This is a genomic window from Streptomyces sp. CA2R106, from assembly GCF_037034245.1.
Classification (GTDB): Bacteria; Actinomycetota; Actinomycetes; order Streptomycetales; family Streptomycetaceae; genus Actinacidiphila.
The window spans coordinates 122,839-138,865 of sequence record NZ_JBAGKC010000017.1; the positions used below are offsets into that span (position 1 = coordinate 122,839).

Annotated in this window: 14 protein-coding genes; 6 read left to right on the forward strand and 8 right to left on the reverse strand. The window is 72.4% G+C overall.

The features are described from left to right. Positions 1-2 precede the first annotated feature (2 nt). A complete protein-coding gene (locus WA788_RS23170) occupies positions 3-851 on the reverse strand; it encodes a helix-turn-helix domain-containing protein (protein ID WP_335980375.1) in 849 nt (282 codons plus the stop codon). A gap of 95 nt (positions 852-946) precedes the next feature. Here WA788_RS23170 and WA788_RS23175 point away from each other — a divergent pair, with 95 nt between their 5' ends. Continuing rightward, positions 947-1,723: an alpha/beta fold hydrolase gene (locus tag WA788_RS23175; protein WP_335980377.1), complete on the forward strand. Its 777-nt coding sequence runs from the start codon at positions 947-949 to the stop codon at positions 1,721-1,723. Positions 1,724-1,850: 127 nt separating this feature from the next. On the opposite strand, the gene WA788_RS23180 is transcribed toward WA788_RS23175, so the two are convergent. Then, positions 1,851-3,104, reverse strand: coding sequence for a Gfo/Idh/MocA family protein (locus WA788_RS23180; protein WP_335980379.1), 1,254 nt, complete (start codon positions 3,102-3,104; stop codon positions 1,851-1,853). Between the two features lie 72 nt (positions 3,105-3,176). Here WA788_RS23180 and WA788_RS23185 point away from each other — a divergent pair, with 72 nt between their 5' ends. The 5 genes from WA788_RS23185 to WA788_RS23205 all read left to right on the forward strand — a co-directional run bounded on the left by WA788_RS23185 (position 3,177) and on the right by WA788_RS23205 (position 8,762). Continuing rightward, positions 3,177-4,469, forward strand: a complete 1,293-nt coding sequence (locus WA788_RS23185; RefSeq protein ID WP_335980381.1) for an ROK family transcriptional regulator — start codon at positions 3,177-3,179, stop codon at positions 4,467-4,469. 219 nt (positions 4,470-4,688) lie between these two features. Continuing rightward, complete coding sequence (locus WA788_RS23190) at positions 4,689-5,951, forward strand: ABC transporter substrate-binding protein (protein ID WP_335980383.1); 1,263 nt, start codon at positions 4,689-4,691, stop codon at positions 5,949-5,951. A 1-nt stretch (position 5,952) separates the two neighbouring features. After that, positions 5,953-6,936 (forward strand): carbohydrate ABC transporter permease, encoded by a 984-nt coding sequence (locus WA788_RS23195; protein ID WP_335980385.1) that lies wholly within the window; start codon positions 5,953-5,955, stop codon positions 6,934-6,936. Then, a complete protein-coding gene (locus tag WA788_RS23200) occupies positions 6,929-7,762 on the forward strand; it encodes a carbohydrate ABC transporter permease (RefSeq protein ID WP_335980387.1) in 834 nt (277 codons plus the stop codon). Before WA788_RS23195 ends, WA788_RS23200 begins: the two co-directional genes overlap by 8 nt. 43 nt (positions 7,763-7,805) lie before the next feature. Further along, complete coding sequence (locus WA788_RS23205) at positions 7,806-8,762, forward strand: spherulation-specific family 4 protein (RefSeq protein ID WP_335980389.1); 957 nt, start codon at positions 7,806-7,808, stop codon at positions 8,760-8,762. Between the two features lie 115 nt (positions 8,763-8,877). On the opposite strand, the gene WA788_RS23210 is transcribed toward WA788_RS23205, so the two are convergent. The 6 genes from WA788_RS23210 to WA788_RS23235 all read right to left on the reverse strand — a co-directional run bounded on the left by WA788_RS23210 (position 8,878) and on the right by WA788_RS23235 (position 15,576). Further along, the gene (locus tag WA788_RS23210; protein WP_335980391.1) at positions 8,878-10,194 is read right to left on the reverse strand and encodes an alpha-glucosidase/alpha-galactosidase; all 1,317 of its coding nucleotides are present in this window, start codon (positions 10,192-10,194) and stop codon (positions 8,878-8,880) included. Next, positions 10,191-11,183: a carbohydrate kinase family protein gene (locus tag WA788_RS23215; RefSeq protein ID WP_335980393.1), complete on the reverse strand. Its 993-nt coding sequence runs from the start codon at positions 11,181-11,183 to the stop codon at positions 10,191-10,193. Before WA788_RS23215 ends, WA788_RS23210 begins: the two co-directional genes overlap by 4 nt. A gap of 4 nt (positions 11,184-11,187) precedes the next feature. Beyond that, positions 11,188-12,081, reverse strand: coding sequence for a carbohydrate ABC transporter permease (locus WA788_RS23220; RefSeq protein ID WP_335980395.1), 894 nt, complete (start codon positions 12,079-12,081; stop codon positions 11,188-11,190). Beyond that, positions 12,078-13,040, reverse strand: coding sequence for a carbohydrate ABC transporter permease (locus WA788_RS23225; RefSeq protein ID WP_335980397.1), 963 nt, complete (start codon positions 13,038-13,040; stop codon positions 12,078-12,080). Before WA788_RS23225 ends, WA788_RS23220 begins: the two co-directional genes overlap by 4 nt. A gap of 9 nt (positions 13,041-13,049) precedes the next feature. After that, entirely contained in the window at positions 13,050-14,387 is a 1,338-nt protein-coding gene (locus WA788_RS23230) for an ABC transporter substrate-binding protein (protein ID WP_335980399.1), read from the reverse strand. 370 nt (positions 14,388-14,757) lie between these two features. Then, a complete protein-coding gene (locus WA788_RS23235; RefSeq protein ID WP_435134443.1) occupies positions 14,758-15,576 on the reverse strand; it encodes an endo alpha-1,4 polygalactosaminidase in 819 nt (272 codons plus the stop codon). Positions 15,577-16,027 lie beyond the last annotated feature (451 nt).

Here is a 16,027-nt window from a genome sequence, read left to right on the forward strand (position 1 = left end):
CGTCACCGCGCGTCGTCGGCGGCCGCCTGCCACGCGCCGGGGCGCATGCCGGTCGCCTTGCGGAAGAACACCGAGAAGTTGGACGCGTCGGGGAAGCCCAGCGCGTCGGCGCAGCGGGCCGCGGTGAGGCGGTCGTGCGCGAGCAGGCGCTTGGCCTCCAGGACGAGCCGGTCGACGATGTACCCCTTCGCCGTACGGCCGGTGGCCTGCTGCACCGCGCGCGAGAGGGTGCGGGGCGCGTACCCCAGGGCGCGCGCGTAGTGGCCGGCGTCATGGTGTTCCCGGAAGTGCGCCTCGACGCTCGCGCGGAAGAGCGGGAACAGCGGGTGCGCGGACGGCTCCTGGGCGTGCGGCGGCCGCAGCCGGGCGAGGAGCGCGGAGAGCAGGATGCCGGGCAGTTCCGCCGCGAAGTCCCCGGGCGGGGCCGCGGCCTCCAGCACGAGATGGCGGCACGCGGCGTCGACGTACGGCCAGTCGGCGTCGGGCACGCCCCAGTGCGCGGCCAGGTCCGGGGCCGCGACGAGCCCGCGGGTGGCGCCGGTCACCGGCGCGGTCGGCACGAACAGCACGAGGTGCCCGGCCAGCGCGGCGATGTCGTCCCACCGGTGCACCGCGCCGGGCGGAACCCAGACCGCGGACCGCTCCGCCAGGGGATGCCGCAGGAAGTCCACCGTGACCGCGCCGCGCCCGGCGTCGACGACGGCGAGGACATGGAAGTCGGCACGCTGCGTGCCGCCGTCGTTGAGCGCGCGAAGGCGCGCGAACGTCATCGTCTCGACCCCGGCGGCACCGCGGCCGGCGGGCTGGTAGGTCATCTGCCGGATCGCCTGCACCTGTCCATTTTCCACCATGGCGCGACCAGTCGCGCCGATGCCCGCCCCCGGCGGAAGAGCTTCGATGGACACATGGGGGAGATCCCCCCACCGCAGCGAACCGGAAGGCCGTCATGACCACGACGCGACAGCAGCACCTGCCCACTTACGACCACCGGCAGGGCACCGGGCCGACCCTGGTCCTGCTCCACTACTGGGGCGGCTCCGCCCGCACCTGGGACCTGGTCGCCGACCGCCTGACCGGGCGCGACGTACTGGCGGTCGACTTCCGCGGCTGGCGCCGGTCGAGCGGCCTGCCCGGCCCCTACACACTCGACCGGCTCGCCGAGGACACCCTCGCGGTGCTCGCGGAGGCGGGCGTCACCGACCACGTACTGGTCGGGCACTCGATGGGCGGCAAGGTCGCACAGCTGGTCGCGGCGACCCGGCCCGCCGGGCTGCGCGGCATCGTCCTGGTCGGCTCCGGCCCGGCGAAGCCCGCCGCCGCCGTCACGCCCGAGTACCGGCAGCAGCTCTCCCACGCCTACGACTCCGAGGCGTCCGCCACCTGGGCCCTGGACCACGTGCTGACCGCGACCGAACTGCCCGCGCCGGTCAGGGCGCGCGTCGTCGCCGACTCGCGGTCCGGCGCGGACGCCGCCCGCACCCAGTGGCCGCTGCACGGCATCGCCGAGGACATCACCGCGCGCACCCGCAGGATCGAGGTGCCCGCGCTCGTCGTCGCCGGGGAGCAGGACCAGGTCGAGCCGCCGGAGGTGCTGCGCGCCAACCTGGTGCCGTACCTGTCCCGGGCCGAGGTCACGGTGATCCCGCGCACCGGCCACCTCATCCCGCTGGAGGCGCCGGCCGAACTGGCCGAGGCCGTCCTGGGCTTCGCACCGGCCGGGTGAGGCTCCCGCGGAGCCCTGTGCCCAGGCTCCGCGCGCGGCACAGGGCTCCGCCCCGGGCGCGGTGACGGCCCGGGGCAAAAGGTGCGGGCCCTACCGCAGGCCCTACCCCAGGGCCCCGCCGCCCGCCCTACCGCGCGACCTCGACCACGGTGCCGGTCGCGCGGGCCCGCTCCGCGGCCCACACCACGCGGTGGCCGGCGAGGCTGGTGGCCGCGTCCGACCGCAGCTGCGCGCTGTCCCCGGTCGCGACGGCGGCCAGGAAGGCGTCGGTCAGCGCCTCGTCGCCGCCGCCGTGCCCGTCGGCGGCCGACGCGCCCGCCTCCGCCCCGACCTCGAACGTCTCGTCGGAGCCGGTGAGGAAGTCCACCCGGCGGATCGACCGGCCGTCGCCGTCCAGGAAGCCGCGGGTGCCCATCAGCCGGGTCCGCCGGTGCTCCATCGGCGTGAACGCGCTCATGGTGAACGAGCAGGTCGCGCCGTCCTCGAACTCCATGGACACCACCTGGTGGTCGACCACGTCGTTGTCGCAGGCGTACACGCAGCGCCCGTACGGGCCGGTGCGCAGCGCCGCCAGGACGCCTTCCTCGGTGTGGTCGTCGGTGACCGCCGACAGCGGCCAGAACCGGCTGTCGGCGTCGGCGAGGCAGTCCAGGTACAGCCGCTTGGCGGAGTACGCGCAGGTGGACTCGATCGGGCACTCCACGCAGCGCGCGGCGGCGCCCTCGGGCGCGTCCTCGGGGCGGAAGTGCGACAGGCTGCCGAACGAGCCGACCCGCTGCGGCGCGCGGCCGAAGAGGTAGAGCAGCCAGTCGATGTCGTGGCAGGACTTGGTGAGCAGCATCGGCGCGGAGGTGCCGGAGTTGCGCCAGTTGCCGCGGACGAACGAGTGCGCCTGGTGCCACCAGCCGACCGGCTCCAGGTGCTGCACGCTCACCAGCCGGCCGATCACCCCGTCGTCCAGCAGCTGCCTGAGCGCGCGGGTGTAGGGCGTGTAGCGCAGCACATGGCAGACCGCCAGCGTGATCTTGTTGCGCTCGGCCGCCGCCGCGATCGCCTCGGCCTCGGCCTCCTCGGTGGCCATCGGCTTCTCCAGGAGTATGTGATAGCCCTGGTCGGCCAGTGCCACGGTGGGGTCGGTGTGCAGCCGGTCCTGCGTGGCGACGATCGCGGCGTCGGCAAGGCGCCCGGCCGCGGCGATCTCGGTCCAGTCGGAGTACACGCGGTCGGCCGGAATCCCGAACTCGCGGGCCGCGGCGGCGCGTCGCGCGTCGTCGGGCTCGGCGACCGCCACCACCCGGCCCTCACCGGTGGCATGGGCGCGGCGCGCGTACGACTGGCCGCGCAGCCCGGCGCCGACGAGAGCTAGAGTCACCGGAGGCATGGGGTCCTTTCCCGTACTTACGAAGGAGTCCCTCATTATTAGCAGTGTGCCAACCGATCTCAAGGGGGAGCGGTGACCGAGATCGCGCCAGGCGGCGACCTCTCCCAGCTGCGGCGGCTCAACTCGCTGGCCCTGATCAGCGTGTTGCGCGAGGAGCCCGGGCTGACGCTGACCGAAATCTCCCGCCGGACCGGGCTGTCCCGGGCGTCCACCGAGGACGTCGCGCGCGGGCTGCTGGAGCGCGGCTGGCTCGCCGAGGTGCCCGCCGCGGCCGGCGCCGTGGGCCGGCCCGCCCGCCGCTACCGCTTCCGGGCGGACGCCGGACGCGTGCTGGGCGTCGACATCGGCGGCCACAAGATCCTCGCCCTGGTCGCCGACCTGGACGGCACCGTGCTGCACAGCGCCCGGGTCGCCGTCGCCCCGGCGATGGGCCGCAAGGACCGGCTGGCCGCGCTGGACCGGGCGGTCGCCGACGCGCTGGCCGGGGCCGGGGCGGCCGCGGGCGACATCTGGGCGGCGGGCGCGGCCACCACCGGGCTGGTGGACGGCGCGGGGCGGGTGATGCTCTCGGAGGCGCTGCCGGAGTGGACCGGCGTGGACGTGGCCGCCCACCTGCGCCGCCGGGCCGGCGGCGCGGTCCTGGTCGAGAACGACAGCAAGCTCGCCGCGCTCGCCGAGTCCTGGCGCGGCGCGGCCCGCTACGCCAAGGACGTGGTGCTGATCCTGGCGGGTCTGCGCACCGGCGCCGGCCTGATCATCGACGGCAAGCTGCACCGCGGCTTCGGCAACGCCGCCGGCGAGATCGGGGCGCTGCCCGCCTCCGGGTGGATCAGGGCGCAGGAGCACCTGAAGTCCTGGCCGCCGCCGGAGCGCTCGCCCGGTGCCGGCGCGACGGATGCGGCTGCGGCGGCCTCGGCGGGAGACGGCGTGGGAGGCGCCCTGGGCAGCGGCCTTGACCTGGGCGGGCGCGACCAGGACGACGCCGCCGAGGCGGTCTTCGAGGCCGCCCGGGCCGGCGACCGCAAGGCCGCGGCCGTGGTGCGCCGGTACGTGCGCGACGTCGCCGTGGGGGCCGCCGCCCTGGTGCTCACCCTCGACCCCGAACTGGTGGTGATCGGCGGCGGGTTCTCGCGTTCGGCGGACCTGATCGTCGACCCGCTGCGGCGCGAGCTGGACCGCTGGTGCATCCGCACCCCCGAGGTGCGGGTGTCGGAGTTCGGCGACGAGGGGGTGGCGCTGGGCGCGCTGCGGCTGGCCCTGGACCACGTGGACCGCGAACTGCGCGAACGCGTCGACCTCGGCGGCCCCGAGTACTTCGCGCGGGAGCTGTCAGCCGCCCACCGGGTGCTCAGTGCAGGCCGCTGACCTGGTAGAACGGGGTACGGCGGCGCGTGCGGGCGCTGCCGTGGCACCCCTGCGGCGGGGCCTGCGCGGCGGTTGCCGGGCGGCCGGGAACGCGAAGGCAACAACTTCGTAACCGCCTCGGGTATTGACTTAATTTCCCTGGACTCCATGATTAAGCGAACTCGATGCCCTAGCCGACCGGTCGGCGAGCAGGGCTTCTCGACCGTGGGAGGACATGGGATGCGTAACTCGGTGCGGTGGGCCGCGGTGGCCTTGGGGGTGGTGCTGGCCGCGTCCGCCTGCTCGTCCGGTGGCAGTGACTCGGCGGCCTCCGACGGCAAGGTCACCTTGTCCTACGGGGTGTGGGACGCGACCCAGAAGTCCGCGATGGAGGAGCTCAGCGCGGCGTTCACCAAGACCCACCCGAACATCAAGGTCAAGGTCGAGGTCACGCCCTGGGCCGACTACTGGACCAAGCTGAAGGCCGCCGCGACCGGCGGCTCGGCGCCCGACGTGTTCTGGATGAACGGCCCCAACTTCCAGCTCTACGCCTCCAACGGCGTGATCAGCCCGCTGGACGACGAGATCGCCAAGGACAAGGTCTCGCTGTCGAACTACCCCAAGCAGCTGGTCGACCTCTACACCTACCAGGGCAAGCACTACGGCCTGCCGAAGGACATGGACACCGTCGGCGTCTGGTACAACAAGGCGCTCTTCGACGCCGCCAAGGTCCCCTACCCGAAGGCCGGCTGGACCTGGGCGGACTTCCAGGACGCCGCCGCGAAGCTCACCGACGCCGGCAAGGGCCAGTACGGCACCGACGCGGAGCTGACCAGCTTCCAGGAGTACCAGTACGACACCATCGCCCAGGCCGGCGGCGAGGTCATCTCCGCCGACGGCAAGAAGTCCGGGTACGACAACCCCAAGACCATCGAGGGCCTGCGCTTCTGGACCGACCTGATCAAGAAGAAGGAGTCGCCGGACCTGAAGACCATGACGGACACCGCGCCGCTCCAGCTCTTCGAGGCCGGCAAGATCGCCATGTACTGGGGCGGCTCCTGGGACGCGACAGAGTTCGGCGGCAACAGCTACACCAAGGCGAACGTCGACGTCGCGCCGCTGCCCAAGGGCGAGAAGCAGGCCACCATCATCCACGGCGTCGCCAACGTGGTCTCCGCCAAGACCAAACACTCCGACCAGGCCTGGCAGTTCGTGAAGTTCCTCGGCTCCAAGCAGGCCGCGGACATCTTCGGCGCCAAGGGCACCATGCCCGCCTACAACGGCACCCAGGCCGCCTGGATCGCCGCCCACCCGCAGTTCAAGCTCGGCACCTTCGTCGACGAGCTGTCCTACGCCGTGCCCTTCCCCGTCTCCAAGAACACCGCGGCCTGGAACGAGGAGGAGCTCACCTACCTCACCAAGGCGTGGAACGGCCAGGAGTCCATCGACAAGGCGGCCAAGGACCTCGCCGCCGCGATGAACGCCAGCCTCGCCAAGGAGTGACATGACGATCACGTCCACTCCCGGCGGTACCCGGACCGAGCAGCCGCCCGCCAAGGGCGGCCGCCCGGCCCGGGCCGGCCGCAGCAAGCGCCGCGACCGCGTCACCGAGGCGCTGTGGGGCTACGCCTTCATCGCCCCGATCGGCCTGGGCCTGGCGGTGTTCTACCTGTGGCCGGTCGTCCAGACCGCGTACTTCTCGTTCACCGCGTGGGGCGCGTTCGGCGGCCACACCTGGTCCGGCCTGGACAACTACCGCCGGCTGCTGCACGACAGCGAGTTCGGCCAGGCCATGGTCAACACGCTGGCGTACACCGCGCTCGGGCTGGTCTCCATCCCGCTGGCGATCGTCTTCGCCGCCCTGCTCAACCGGCCCGGGCTGCGCGGCACCGGCGTGTACCGCACGCTGTTCTTCCTGCCGGTGGTCACCATGCCGGTGGCGATCGCCATGGTCTGGCGGTGGCTCTACAACGGCGACTACGGCCTGATCAACTACCTGCTGTCGCTGGTCGGCATCGACGGCCCCAACTGGATCGCCGACCCGCACGTGGCGCTGTACGCGCTGGTCGCGGTCGGCGTGTGGAGCAGCATCGGCTACAACCTGGTGATCTTCCTCGCCGGCATGCAGGCCATCCCGAAGGAGTACTACGAGGCCGCGCAGCTCGACGGCGCCGGCCCGGTACGGCAGTTCTTCTCCGTGACGATCCCGCTGCTGTCGCCCACCGCGTTCTTCGTGTCGGTGATCTCCGTGATCGGGTCGCTGCAACTGTTCGACCTGGTCTACGTGATGGCCGGCTCCGGCAGCGCGGCCCGCGCCAACCCGGCGTTCCCGCGCCTGGAGACCGTCGTGCAGCTCTTCTACGACCGGGCGTTCGTCACCAACGACCGCGGCTACGCGGCCGCGATCGTCATGGTGCTGCTGCTGGTGATCATTGCCCTGACGGCCTTCCAGTTCCGCATGCAGAAAAGGTGGGTGCACTATGGCTGAGGCCCGCTCCCCGCGCAAGGGATCGCACTTCGGCGTCCACACGGTGCTGATCGCCGCCTCGCTGGTGATGGTGGCGCCGTTCGTGTGGGAGGCGATCACCTCGCTGAAGTCGCTCACCGACGCCACCCATGTACCGCCGTCCCCGCTGCCGGGCGGCCAGTGGTCGAACTACCGCAAGGTCTTCCAACTGCTGCCGTTCGGCCACCAGTTCCTCAACACGCTGCTGATGGCGCTGGGCCGCACCGCGGGCCAGGTCGTGCTCTGCCCGATGGCCGCCTACGCCTTCGCGCGGCTGCGCTTCCCCGGCCGCGGGGTGCTCTTCGGGCTGTTCCTGTCGGTACTGATGGTGCCGCCGCAGCTGTTCATCATCCCGCAGTACCAGATCATGTCCGACCTGGGCTGGCTCAACAGCCTCCAGGCGCTGATCCTGCCGGGCATGTTCAGCGCGTTCGGCGTCTTCCTGCTGCGGCAGTCGTTCCTGTCGCTGCCGAAGGAGCTGGAGGAGGCCGCGCGGATCGACGGCGCCGGACCGCTGCGCATCTACTGGTCGGTGATGCTGCCGCTGGTCCGGCCGGGCCTGGTCGCGCTCGGCGTGCTCGCGCTGCTGTGGAGCTGGAACGACCTGTTCTGGCCGCTGGTGGTCAACACCGACCCCGACAAGATGACCCTGTCGGCCGGACTCGCCTCCCTCCAGGGGCAGTTCCAGACCGACTACCCCGTGCTGATGGCGGGCTCGCTGCTCGCCTCGCTGCCGGTCATCGTCGTCTTCGCCTTCCTGCAACGGCAGTTCGTGCAGGGAATCGCACACACCGGAGTCAAGGGCTGACCGGCCCGCTCCACCCCCCACCCCCACCGTGAAAGGGGCACCTGTGTTCACCTCCCGCCGCTCGACGTCCGACGAACCGGCGAACTCCCCCCACACCGCGGCACCCGCCCGCCCGGCGACCGGCTCCGGCCGGTCCGCCGGGCGGGCGCGCGCCGCGGTGCTCGCCGCCGCGGCCACCGCCCTCACCCTCACCGCCCTGGGCGCCGCCGGCACCCCGGCCGGCGCCGCGGCCGGCGTGCAACACGTCGCCGTACCCGCTTACTTCGACCCCTCCGACAGCGCCGGCGCCACCTACTGGAACCAGTTGGAGCAGTCCGGCCCCGGCGTCGGCATCGCCATCGCCAACCCCTCCAACGGCCCCGGCACCGCGGCGAACAGCGCCTACGCCAAGGCGGTGAAGTCCGCCACCGCGGACGGCACCAAGGTCATCGGCTACGTGGACACCGGCTACTTCGGCACCACCGGCCGCACCACCCGCGACGGACAGACCTCCGTCGCCGCCTGGACCGCGCAGATCAACGCCGACGTCGCCAACTGGTACTCCTGGTACGGCCCCTCGGGCCTGGCCGGGATCTTCTTCGACGACGCCCTCAACGACTGCGGCACCAACAACGCCCACGTCGACCTGTACTCCGGCATCAACACCACCACCAAGCAGGCCCACCCCGGCGCCCTGACCGTCGACAACCCCGGCGCCCCCGCCGACCAGTGCTACTCCTCGGCCGCCGACATCCTCGTGATGTACGAGGGAACCTACGCCGGCTACACCGGCTGGACCCCGCCCGCCTGGGAGCAGAACTCGACCGACCCCGGCAAGTTCTGGCACCTGGTGTACGACACGCCCACCCAGGCCGCCCTCGACAACACCGTCACCCTGAGCAAGCAGCGCAACGCCGGCTACCTCTACGCCACCCCCGACGACCTGCCCAACCCCTGGGACACCCTGCCCACCGGCAGCTACTGGTCCCAGGAGCTCAGCGACACCGCAGGCAACTCCTGACCCCCTTCCGGTAGACACCGGCACACACCGGCAGACACCGACGACGAAGGGCCGCCCGGCCGGGCGGCCCTTCGCCGTTCCTGCGTCCCCCGCGTCCCCCGCGCCCCCGGAGGGGTCAGCTGCCGAGCACCGCCCGCAGCCCCGGCTGGAGCAGCTCACCGTGCGCGCGCACCATGTCGTCGCACAGCTCCCAGATCTGCTCCACCGTCAGCGCCGCGGCCGTCGCCGGGTCGGCCATCGCCGCCTGCCGGACGTGCCGCGGGTCGTCCTCCACGGCGGCCTTGACCACCAGGTCGTTCATGCTCAGGTACGAGCGGTTCAGCGCGGCGCACTGCGGCGGCAGCGAACCCATCCGGGTCGGCTGCACCCCCAGCCCGTCGACCAGGCACGGCACCTCGACGGTGCCGTGCGCGGGCAGGTTGTCGATCAGGCCGCGGTTGGTCACGTTGCCGTAGACCGTGCGGGGCGTGCCCGTCACGATGCTGTGCACGATCTGCGGGGCGTACTCCATCGTGCCGGCCACCGTCAGCGGGGCGCCGGCCTTCAGCGCGTCGCGCGTCTGCTCGTACTGCCTGACGTTGTCGGCCACGATATCCAGGTAGGTGCCGATCGGCAGCCGCAGCCGCTCGACCTCGCTCTCGTGGCCCAGGTACCACGGCACGTACTCCGAGGAGTGCTCGCTGGTCTCGGTCGGGTAGTAGCCCAGCCGCCGGTACATGTCCACCCGCACCCGGCGGCGCAGCTGCGGGTCGCTCGCGATCAGCGCGTCCAGCTTCGGGTACACGCTCTCGCCCTGGTGCTCGAAGCGCAGCACCCACGCCTGGTGGTTGACGCCCGCCGCCTGGTAGCTGACCTCCTCCAGCGGCACCTGGAGCAGCTCGCACAGGTCGTGCATCGTCCAGTACACCGAGTGGCACAGGCCGACCACCCGGGTCAGCCCGGTCGCCTCGGCGAGGTACTGCACGTTCATCGCCATCGGGTTGGTGTAGTTCAGCAGCCAGGCGTCCGGGCACACCTCGGCGATGTCCTGCCCGAGCGCCTTGAGCAGCGGGAAGGTGCGCAGCGCGCGGAAGATGCCGCCGACGCCGAGGGTGTCGCCGATGGTCTGCCGCACCCCGTAGCGGGCCGGCACCTCGAAGTCCGTCCGGGTCGACTCGCCCATGCCGACCTGCACGATGTTCACCACGAAGGCGGCGCCTTCGAGCGCCTCGCGCCGGTCGGCGTGCGCGGTGATCCGCGGCGAGGCGGCCAGGTGCCCGGCGATGTGCCGGGCGGCGCCCTCCGCGGTCGCCAGCCGCTCCGCGTCGATGTCGTGCAGCGCGATGTGCACGCCCTTCAGCTCCTCGAACGCGAACAGGTCGGCCAGCAGCCCCTGCGTGAACACGACGCTCCCGGCGCCGATGAACGCGATCTTGGTCGTGGTGGTGGTCACGTGCTCTCTCCGTGGTTCTGCCCCGAGCCCGGGGCGGTGGTGCGGGACGCGGCCAGTGCCTCGTCCCAGGTGGGCTGCGCGCCGGTGCCGCCGTAGGCGCGGGTGGACAGCGCGCCGCAGGCCGCGGCGAGCGCGAGCGCCTCCGGCAGCGGCAGCCCGGCCAGCACCCCGGCGACCAGTCCGGCGTCGAAGGTGTCGCCGGCGCCGACGGTGTCCAGCGGCCGCACCGGCACCGCGGGGGTGCGCAGCACGGCCGAGCCGTCGTGGGCGAGCGCCCCGTCGGCGCCGTCCTTGACGACGACGGTCGGGCCGTACGCCGCCAGCGCCGCCGCGGCGCCCGCCAGGTCGCCGTGGCCCGACAGGGCCCGCGCCTCCTGGGCGTTGGGCAGCAGGAAGTCGGTGACCGGCAGCACCGCCGCCAGGCCCGCCGGGTCCCAGCGGCCGTCCGGGTCGTCGTTGGTGTCCAGCGAGGTGGTCGCGCCGTGCGCGCGGGCGGTGCGGAACAGCTCCGGCAGCGCCGCGGCGAGCCCCGGCATGAGGAAGTACGACGCGGCGTGCACGTGCCGGCAGTCGGCGAGCAGTTCGGCCGGCACGTCGTCGCCGCTGGTCGCCGCCAGCGTGCCGGGCGCGGTGAGGATGGCCCGGTCGCCGTTCTCGCCGCCGTCGTCCGCGGCCCGGTTGAGGACCGCGGTCAGCGGCGACGGCAGGTCGCCATCGACCCGCAGCGCGTCGGTGTGCACACCGCGCGCGGCCAGCGCCGCCCGGACGTACACGCCGGTGTCGTCGTCGCCGATCCGCCCGGCGAAGGCGACCTTCAGGCCGAGCCGGGCCGCCCCGCAGGCCATGATCGCCGCCGAGCCGCCCAGGGTGAGCAGCCCGGTGGGCACCAGCTGCTCGCGCTGCCCGAAGGCGAGCGGCCCGGGCAGCGGGCCGACGACGACGTCGGGGTTGACGTCCCCGATCACGAGGAGGTCGAAGGTGGGGGGCATCGGGTCAACCCTTCAGGCCGCTGGAGGTGATGGACTGGATGAACGACTTCTGCGCGCCGAGGAACGCCAGCAGCACCGGCAGCACCGTGATGACGTTCCCGGCCATCACCGCCGACCACTTGGTGTGGTGCTGGCCCTGGAAGGTGGTCAGCCCCAGCTGGAGCGTGTAGTGCGCGTCGTGGTTGATGGCGATCAGCGGCCAGGTCAGGTCGTTCCAGGTGCTGAGGAAGGTCAGCACCGCGACCGTGCTCAGCGCCGGCCGGGACAGCGGCAGCACCACCGACCACAGCACCCGCAGCCGGTTGCAGCCGTCGATCCACGCGGCCTCCTCCAGTTCCCGGGGCAGCGACAGGAAGAACTGCCGCAGCAGGAACACCGCGAACGGCGTCACCAGCGACGGCACGATCAGCGCGCCGAGCGAGTCGATCAGGCCGAGCTTCTTCATCACCAGGAACGTCGGGATCATCGTCAGCTGGAAGGGGATCGCCATCGTGGCGAGCATCGTGGCCAGCAGCACCCGCGACCCGGCGAAGCGCATCCGCGCGAAGGCGTAGCCGCCCAGCGCCCCGAAGACCAGGTTGGAGGCGACCGACGCCACCGACACGATCAGCGAGTTGGCGAACCAGCGCGGGAACATCGCGTTGCCCAGCACGTACCGGTAGCCGCTCAGGTCGATGTGCGAGGGCCACAGCGCCGGCGGGAAGCGGTTGATCTGCGCGTCGCTCATCACCGAGCTGAGCAGCAGCCACACCAGCGGGATCGCGAACAGCAGCGCCAGCGGGGCGAGCGCGAGGTGCCAGGGGCTGAACGGCAGCACCCGGCGGCGCCTGCCGGGCGGGGCGGCGGCGGGCGAGTCCGACTCGGGTACGGCGCGGGCGGGCGCCGAGGTCGCGGTCATCGGGTGGCTCCTTCCAGCTGGTCCGGGCTCCGGCGGCGCAGCAGCCGGGTCCCGGCCCCGATCACGAGCAGGGCCACCGCCAGGACGTACGCGGCCGCGGCCCCGTATCCGGCGGTGAAGTTCTGGAAGGCCATCTCCCAGATGAAGTAGACGATCACCGTGGTGGAGCCCAGCGGGCCGCCCTTGGTGGTGACGTAGACCAGGTCGAAGACCTGGAGCGACTGGATCACCTGCCACACCAGCAGGAAGACGTTCACCGGCGTCAGCGCCGGCAGCACCACGTGCCGCAGCAGGTGCAGCCGTCCCGCGCCGTCCAGCTTCGCCGCCTCGATCAGCGACGGCGACACGTCCTGGAGCGCGGCCAGGTAGACCACCAGGCAGAAGCCGGTGCCGCTCCACAGCGAGATCGCCACCAGGACGTACAGCGCCTGGCCGGGGTCGGTCAGGAAGCCCTGCGCGGGGATGTGCAGCTTGTGCAGCACCGAGTTGGCCGCGCCGAACTCCGGGTCGAGGATGAAGGAGAACAGCACGCCCTGCGCGGCCGCCGAGATCACGAACGGCACGAAGAACAGCGTCCGGTACAGGCCGACCAGCCTGATCCTCCGGTTCAGCGCGATCGCCAGCAGCAGGCCGAGCACCATGCTGAGCGGCACGTACAGCGCCGTGTAGATCAGCGTGTTGCGGACCGCCTGGCGGAAGTTCGGGTCCTGGGTGAGCGCGTGGTAGTTCTGCAGACCGACCCAGCGGCTGGGCGTGACCAGGTCGTCGGCCTGGAACGACAGCAGCAGCGACCAGATCACCGGCAGCACGCTCAGCCCGATGATGACCAGCACCGAGGGCATGATGAACGCCCACGCGGTGCCCGTCTCCGCGCGGCGCCGGCGGCGTCGGGCGCGCCGCACCTCGGCGTCGGTCGGTGTGTCGGCCGGCAGGGTGAGCGGGGTGGGAAGGCGAGGCATGGGTCCTCCTCAGCGCGGGATGAGCAGAGCGGCGTTGGACTGGCGGGCGCAGTCGTGCATGGCCTTGGCCGGGGTGGAGCGGCCGAGCAGCACGCTGACGATCGCCTGGCCGAGCGCTGCGGAGATCTGCGGGTAGGCGGCGTGGTTGGGGCGGACCCGGGCGGTGTCCAGGGCCGTGGTGAAGACGGTCAGGCCCTTGGTCTTCTTCGTCTGCGCGGTCCACTGCGGCAGGGCCTGCGTGGCGCGGCTGAGCGGCAGGGAGCCGGTCTTGATGTCCCACCGCACGTCCTGCGCGGGCTGGTTGAGCCAGGTGACGAAGGTGCGGGCGGCGGCCACCCGGGCCGAGCCGTTGTCGAACAGCGTCCAGGTGTCCGGACCGGAGATGGTCATCGGCCGCCCGCTGTAGCTGGGCAGCGGCACCACTTCGTAGTCCACCTTCGCCTGGATGACGTCCGGCAGCTGCCAGGGCCCGGTGATGGACATCGCCATCCGGCCGGAGAGGAACACCTGGTACATCTGCTCGCTGCCCGGCTTGGGGTCGATGTAGACGCTCTTGTCCTTCGCCAGCGCGGCGACCGTCTCCAGCGCCTTGACGCCGCTGTCGGCGAAGCCGATGCCGTTGCCGCTCTTGTTGACGACCTCGCCGCCCAGGTCCCACACCATCGGCCACAGCCGCCAGACGGTGTCCTCGTCGCCGACGCCGGGCCAGCCGGTGCCGAAGACGCCCGCGCCCTTGTCGGTGAGCGCCTTCGCGGTCTCCACGAACTCCTGCCAGGTCCAGCCGGCCTTGGGGATCGGCACCCCCGCGGCGGCGAAGATCTTCCGGTTGCACACGACGGCGAGCGCGTCGAGCACCGCCGGGGCGGCCCGCACCTTGCCGTTGACGGTGACGGCGGCCCGCGACGGCGCCCAGAAGCGGCTCCACGGCGTCGGGGCGTGCTTCACGGTCTCGGTCAGGTCCACCACCTGCGGGCTGCGCGCCACGCTGGCGAGGTCGGAACCGAAGATGTACGCCATGTCCGGGTACGAGCCGGACGCCAGCGCCGCGGTGATCTTCTGGAGCATCGAGTCCGCCAGCACACCCCCGCCGGGGTCCACCCGGATCTTGGGGTGCTCGCTGTTGAACTGCTTCACCAGCGTCTCCATCGCGGCCTTGCCGACGTCGGTCTGGCCGTGCCACAGCTCCACGGTCACCTTGCCGTCCTTGCCGACCCCGTCGTTCGCGCCGTCGCCGCAGGCGGCCAGCAGGGGCGCGGCGCCGGCCGCGGCGGCCACCGCGGCGCCGCCGCGCAGCAGGGCGCGGCGCGAGGGCCGCTCATGCGGGGTCGGCGACTGTGGCCCGGTCATCGGGACCTCCTGAGGGTCGGACAGGGCAGGAGCATGGGACACCACCGGATCGCTGGACGGACAGACGGAACAAAGGGCGTATATGGGGGAGCGTGCGGGTGTGACGGGGGAAGGACCTGCCGCGGGGCGGCGGGAGCCGGGAGCGAGGAAACGTTTCAGGAGCCGGTGAGCGGGGCGCCGGTGGGGAGGGGCGCGGGGGCCGGGGCGCTTCGCGGGGTGGCCGCGGCGCGGCGGCGGGTGATGCTGCGGTGCCGGTCCGGGGGTGGCGGTCCCGGGGTGTCGGTGCGGCGGTGGCGGTGGTGCGGCGGCCGGAGGAGGAGGCGGGCGGCGCGGGCGCGGGGTCGGGGTGCCCGCGCCGCCCACCGCGCCGTCAGCAGGTCTTGCGGACGTAGCCCTTGCTGCCGGCCGGCACGACGTCGAGGTCACGCTGGACGATGCTCAGCTCGTCCCCCCACCCGGCGCACGCCTTCTTCAGTCCCTTCGCGGTGTACTCGATGACGATCACGTTGTCGCCGAACGCGGCGGTGTAGTCGCCGCACTCGTCGTAGTAGCCGCACTCCTCGGCGACCGCGAAGTCCAGCCCGGTCTTGGCCCGGTCGTCGGCCAGTTGAGGGGTGTTCTTCTGCGCGATGGCCAGCCCGTCGGCGTGCGCGTGCGCCGACAGCAGCGTGATCATCGCCTCCGCCTCGGCCGAGGTGAGCAGCTTGCCCGACCGACTGTAGCTGTCGTAGTTGTCGGGTTCGACGGCCTGGTACCCCTTGGCGGCGCAGTCGTCGATCCAGCCGTCGACCTTCGCGGCGATGCGCTGCCGCTTGTCCGCCGTGCTGGTGTCGAGCAGGGCCTCGCCCCAGTCCTCGTCGTAGACGACGTCCCCGTCCGCGTTGTGGAGCAGCAGGTCGGAGCCCCAGTCGTCCTCGGCGTCGGGCTGGGCCTGGAAGGCGTTGACGTAGCAGATGTTGTAGACCCCGTCGGCGGGCGCGTCGGTGTGGTCGCGGCTGACCACGGTCACACCCGCGGGCGGGGTGTACGCGCCGCCGAGCTGGTAGTCGAAGTCGGCGTGGGTGGGGGGAAGGGCCACCGAGTCGGTCGCGGCGCCGGCCTGCTGCATCGCGAGCGACGGGACGAGCGCGGTGGCCAAGAGCGCCGGAAGCGCGGTCAGTCGGAGAACGGAACCGCGGTCGATGCGCATCATCGAGCTCCTGATGATGGGGGGTACGTCCCCGCCTCGGACGCGCACGGCGGTCCTGGCGACTTTGTCCGGACTTACGGCCCGGGTGGGGGCCGGATCACCGGCTAGGCGTACCTCTCGCGCCGGTCCTCGTTTCCGGCGCTTGCCCGGGAGTAAATCGCGCAGATTCCCCTGTGTCAACCGCGCGTTTCTGCTCAGTAGACCCATGATTGAGTCAAAAATGCGCACGTTACCTCGGTGTTTCGCGCACGCGGGTGCCCGAAAGGCGCGGAAGGAGGGGATCGGGAGGTGCGCGCGGGGTGCACATGGGCGGTTCGCGGGGGTTCGGGCGCCCCCCGGATTCCGCCGACCAGGCGGCAACGGGTGACGCGCCGCGCGCCGCGCCGTTGGTAGAGGTGGACCCGCGGGCGGCGGCCACCCCCGCCCGCGCGGCCGTCGAGTGCGATCCACC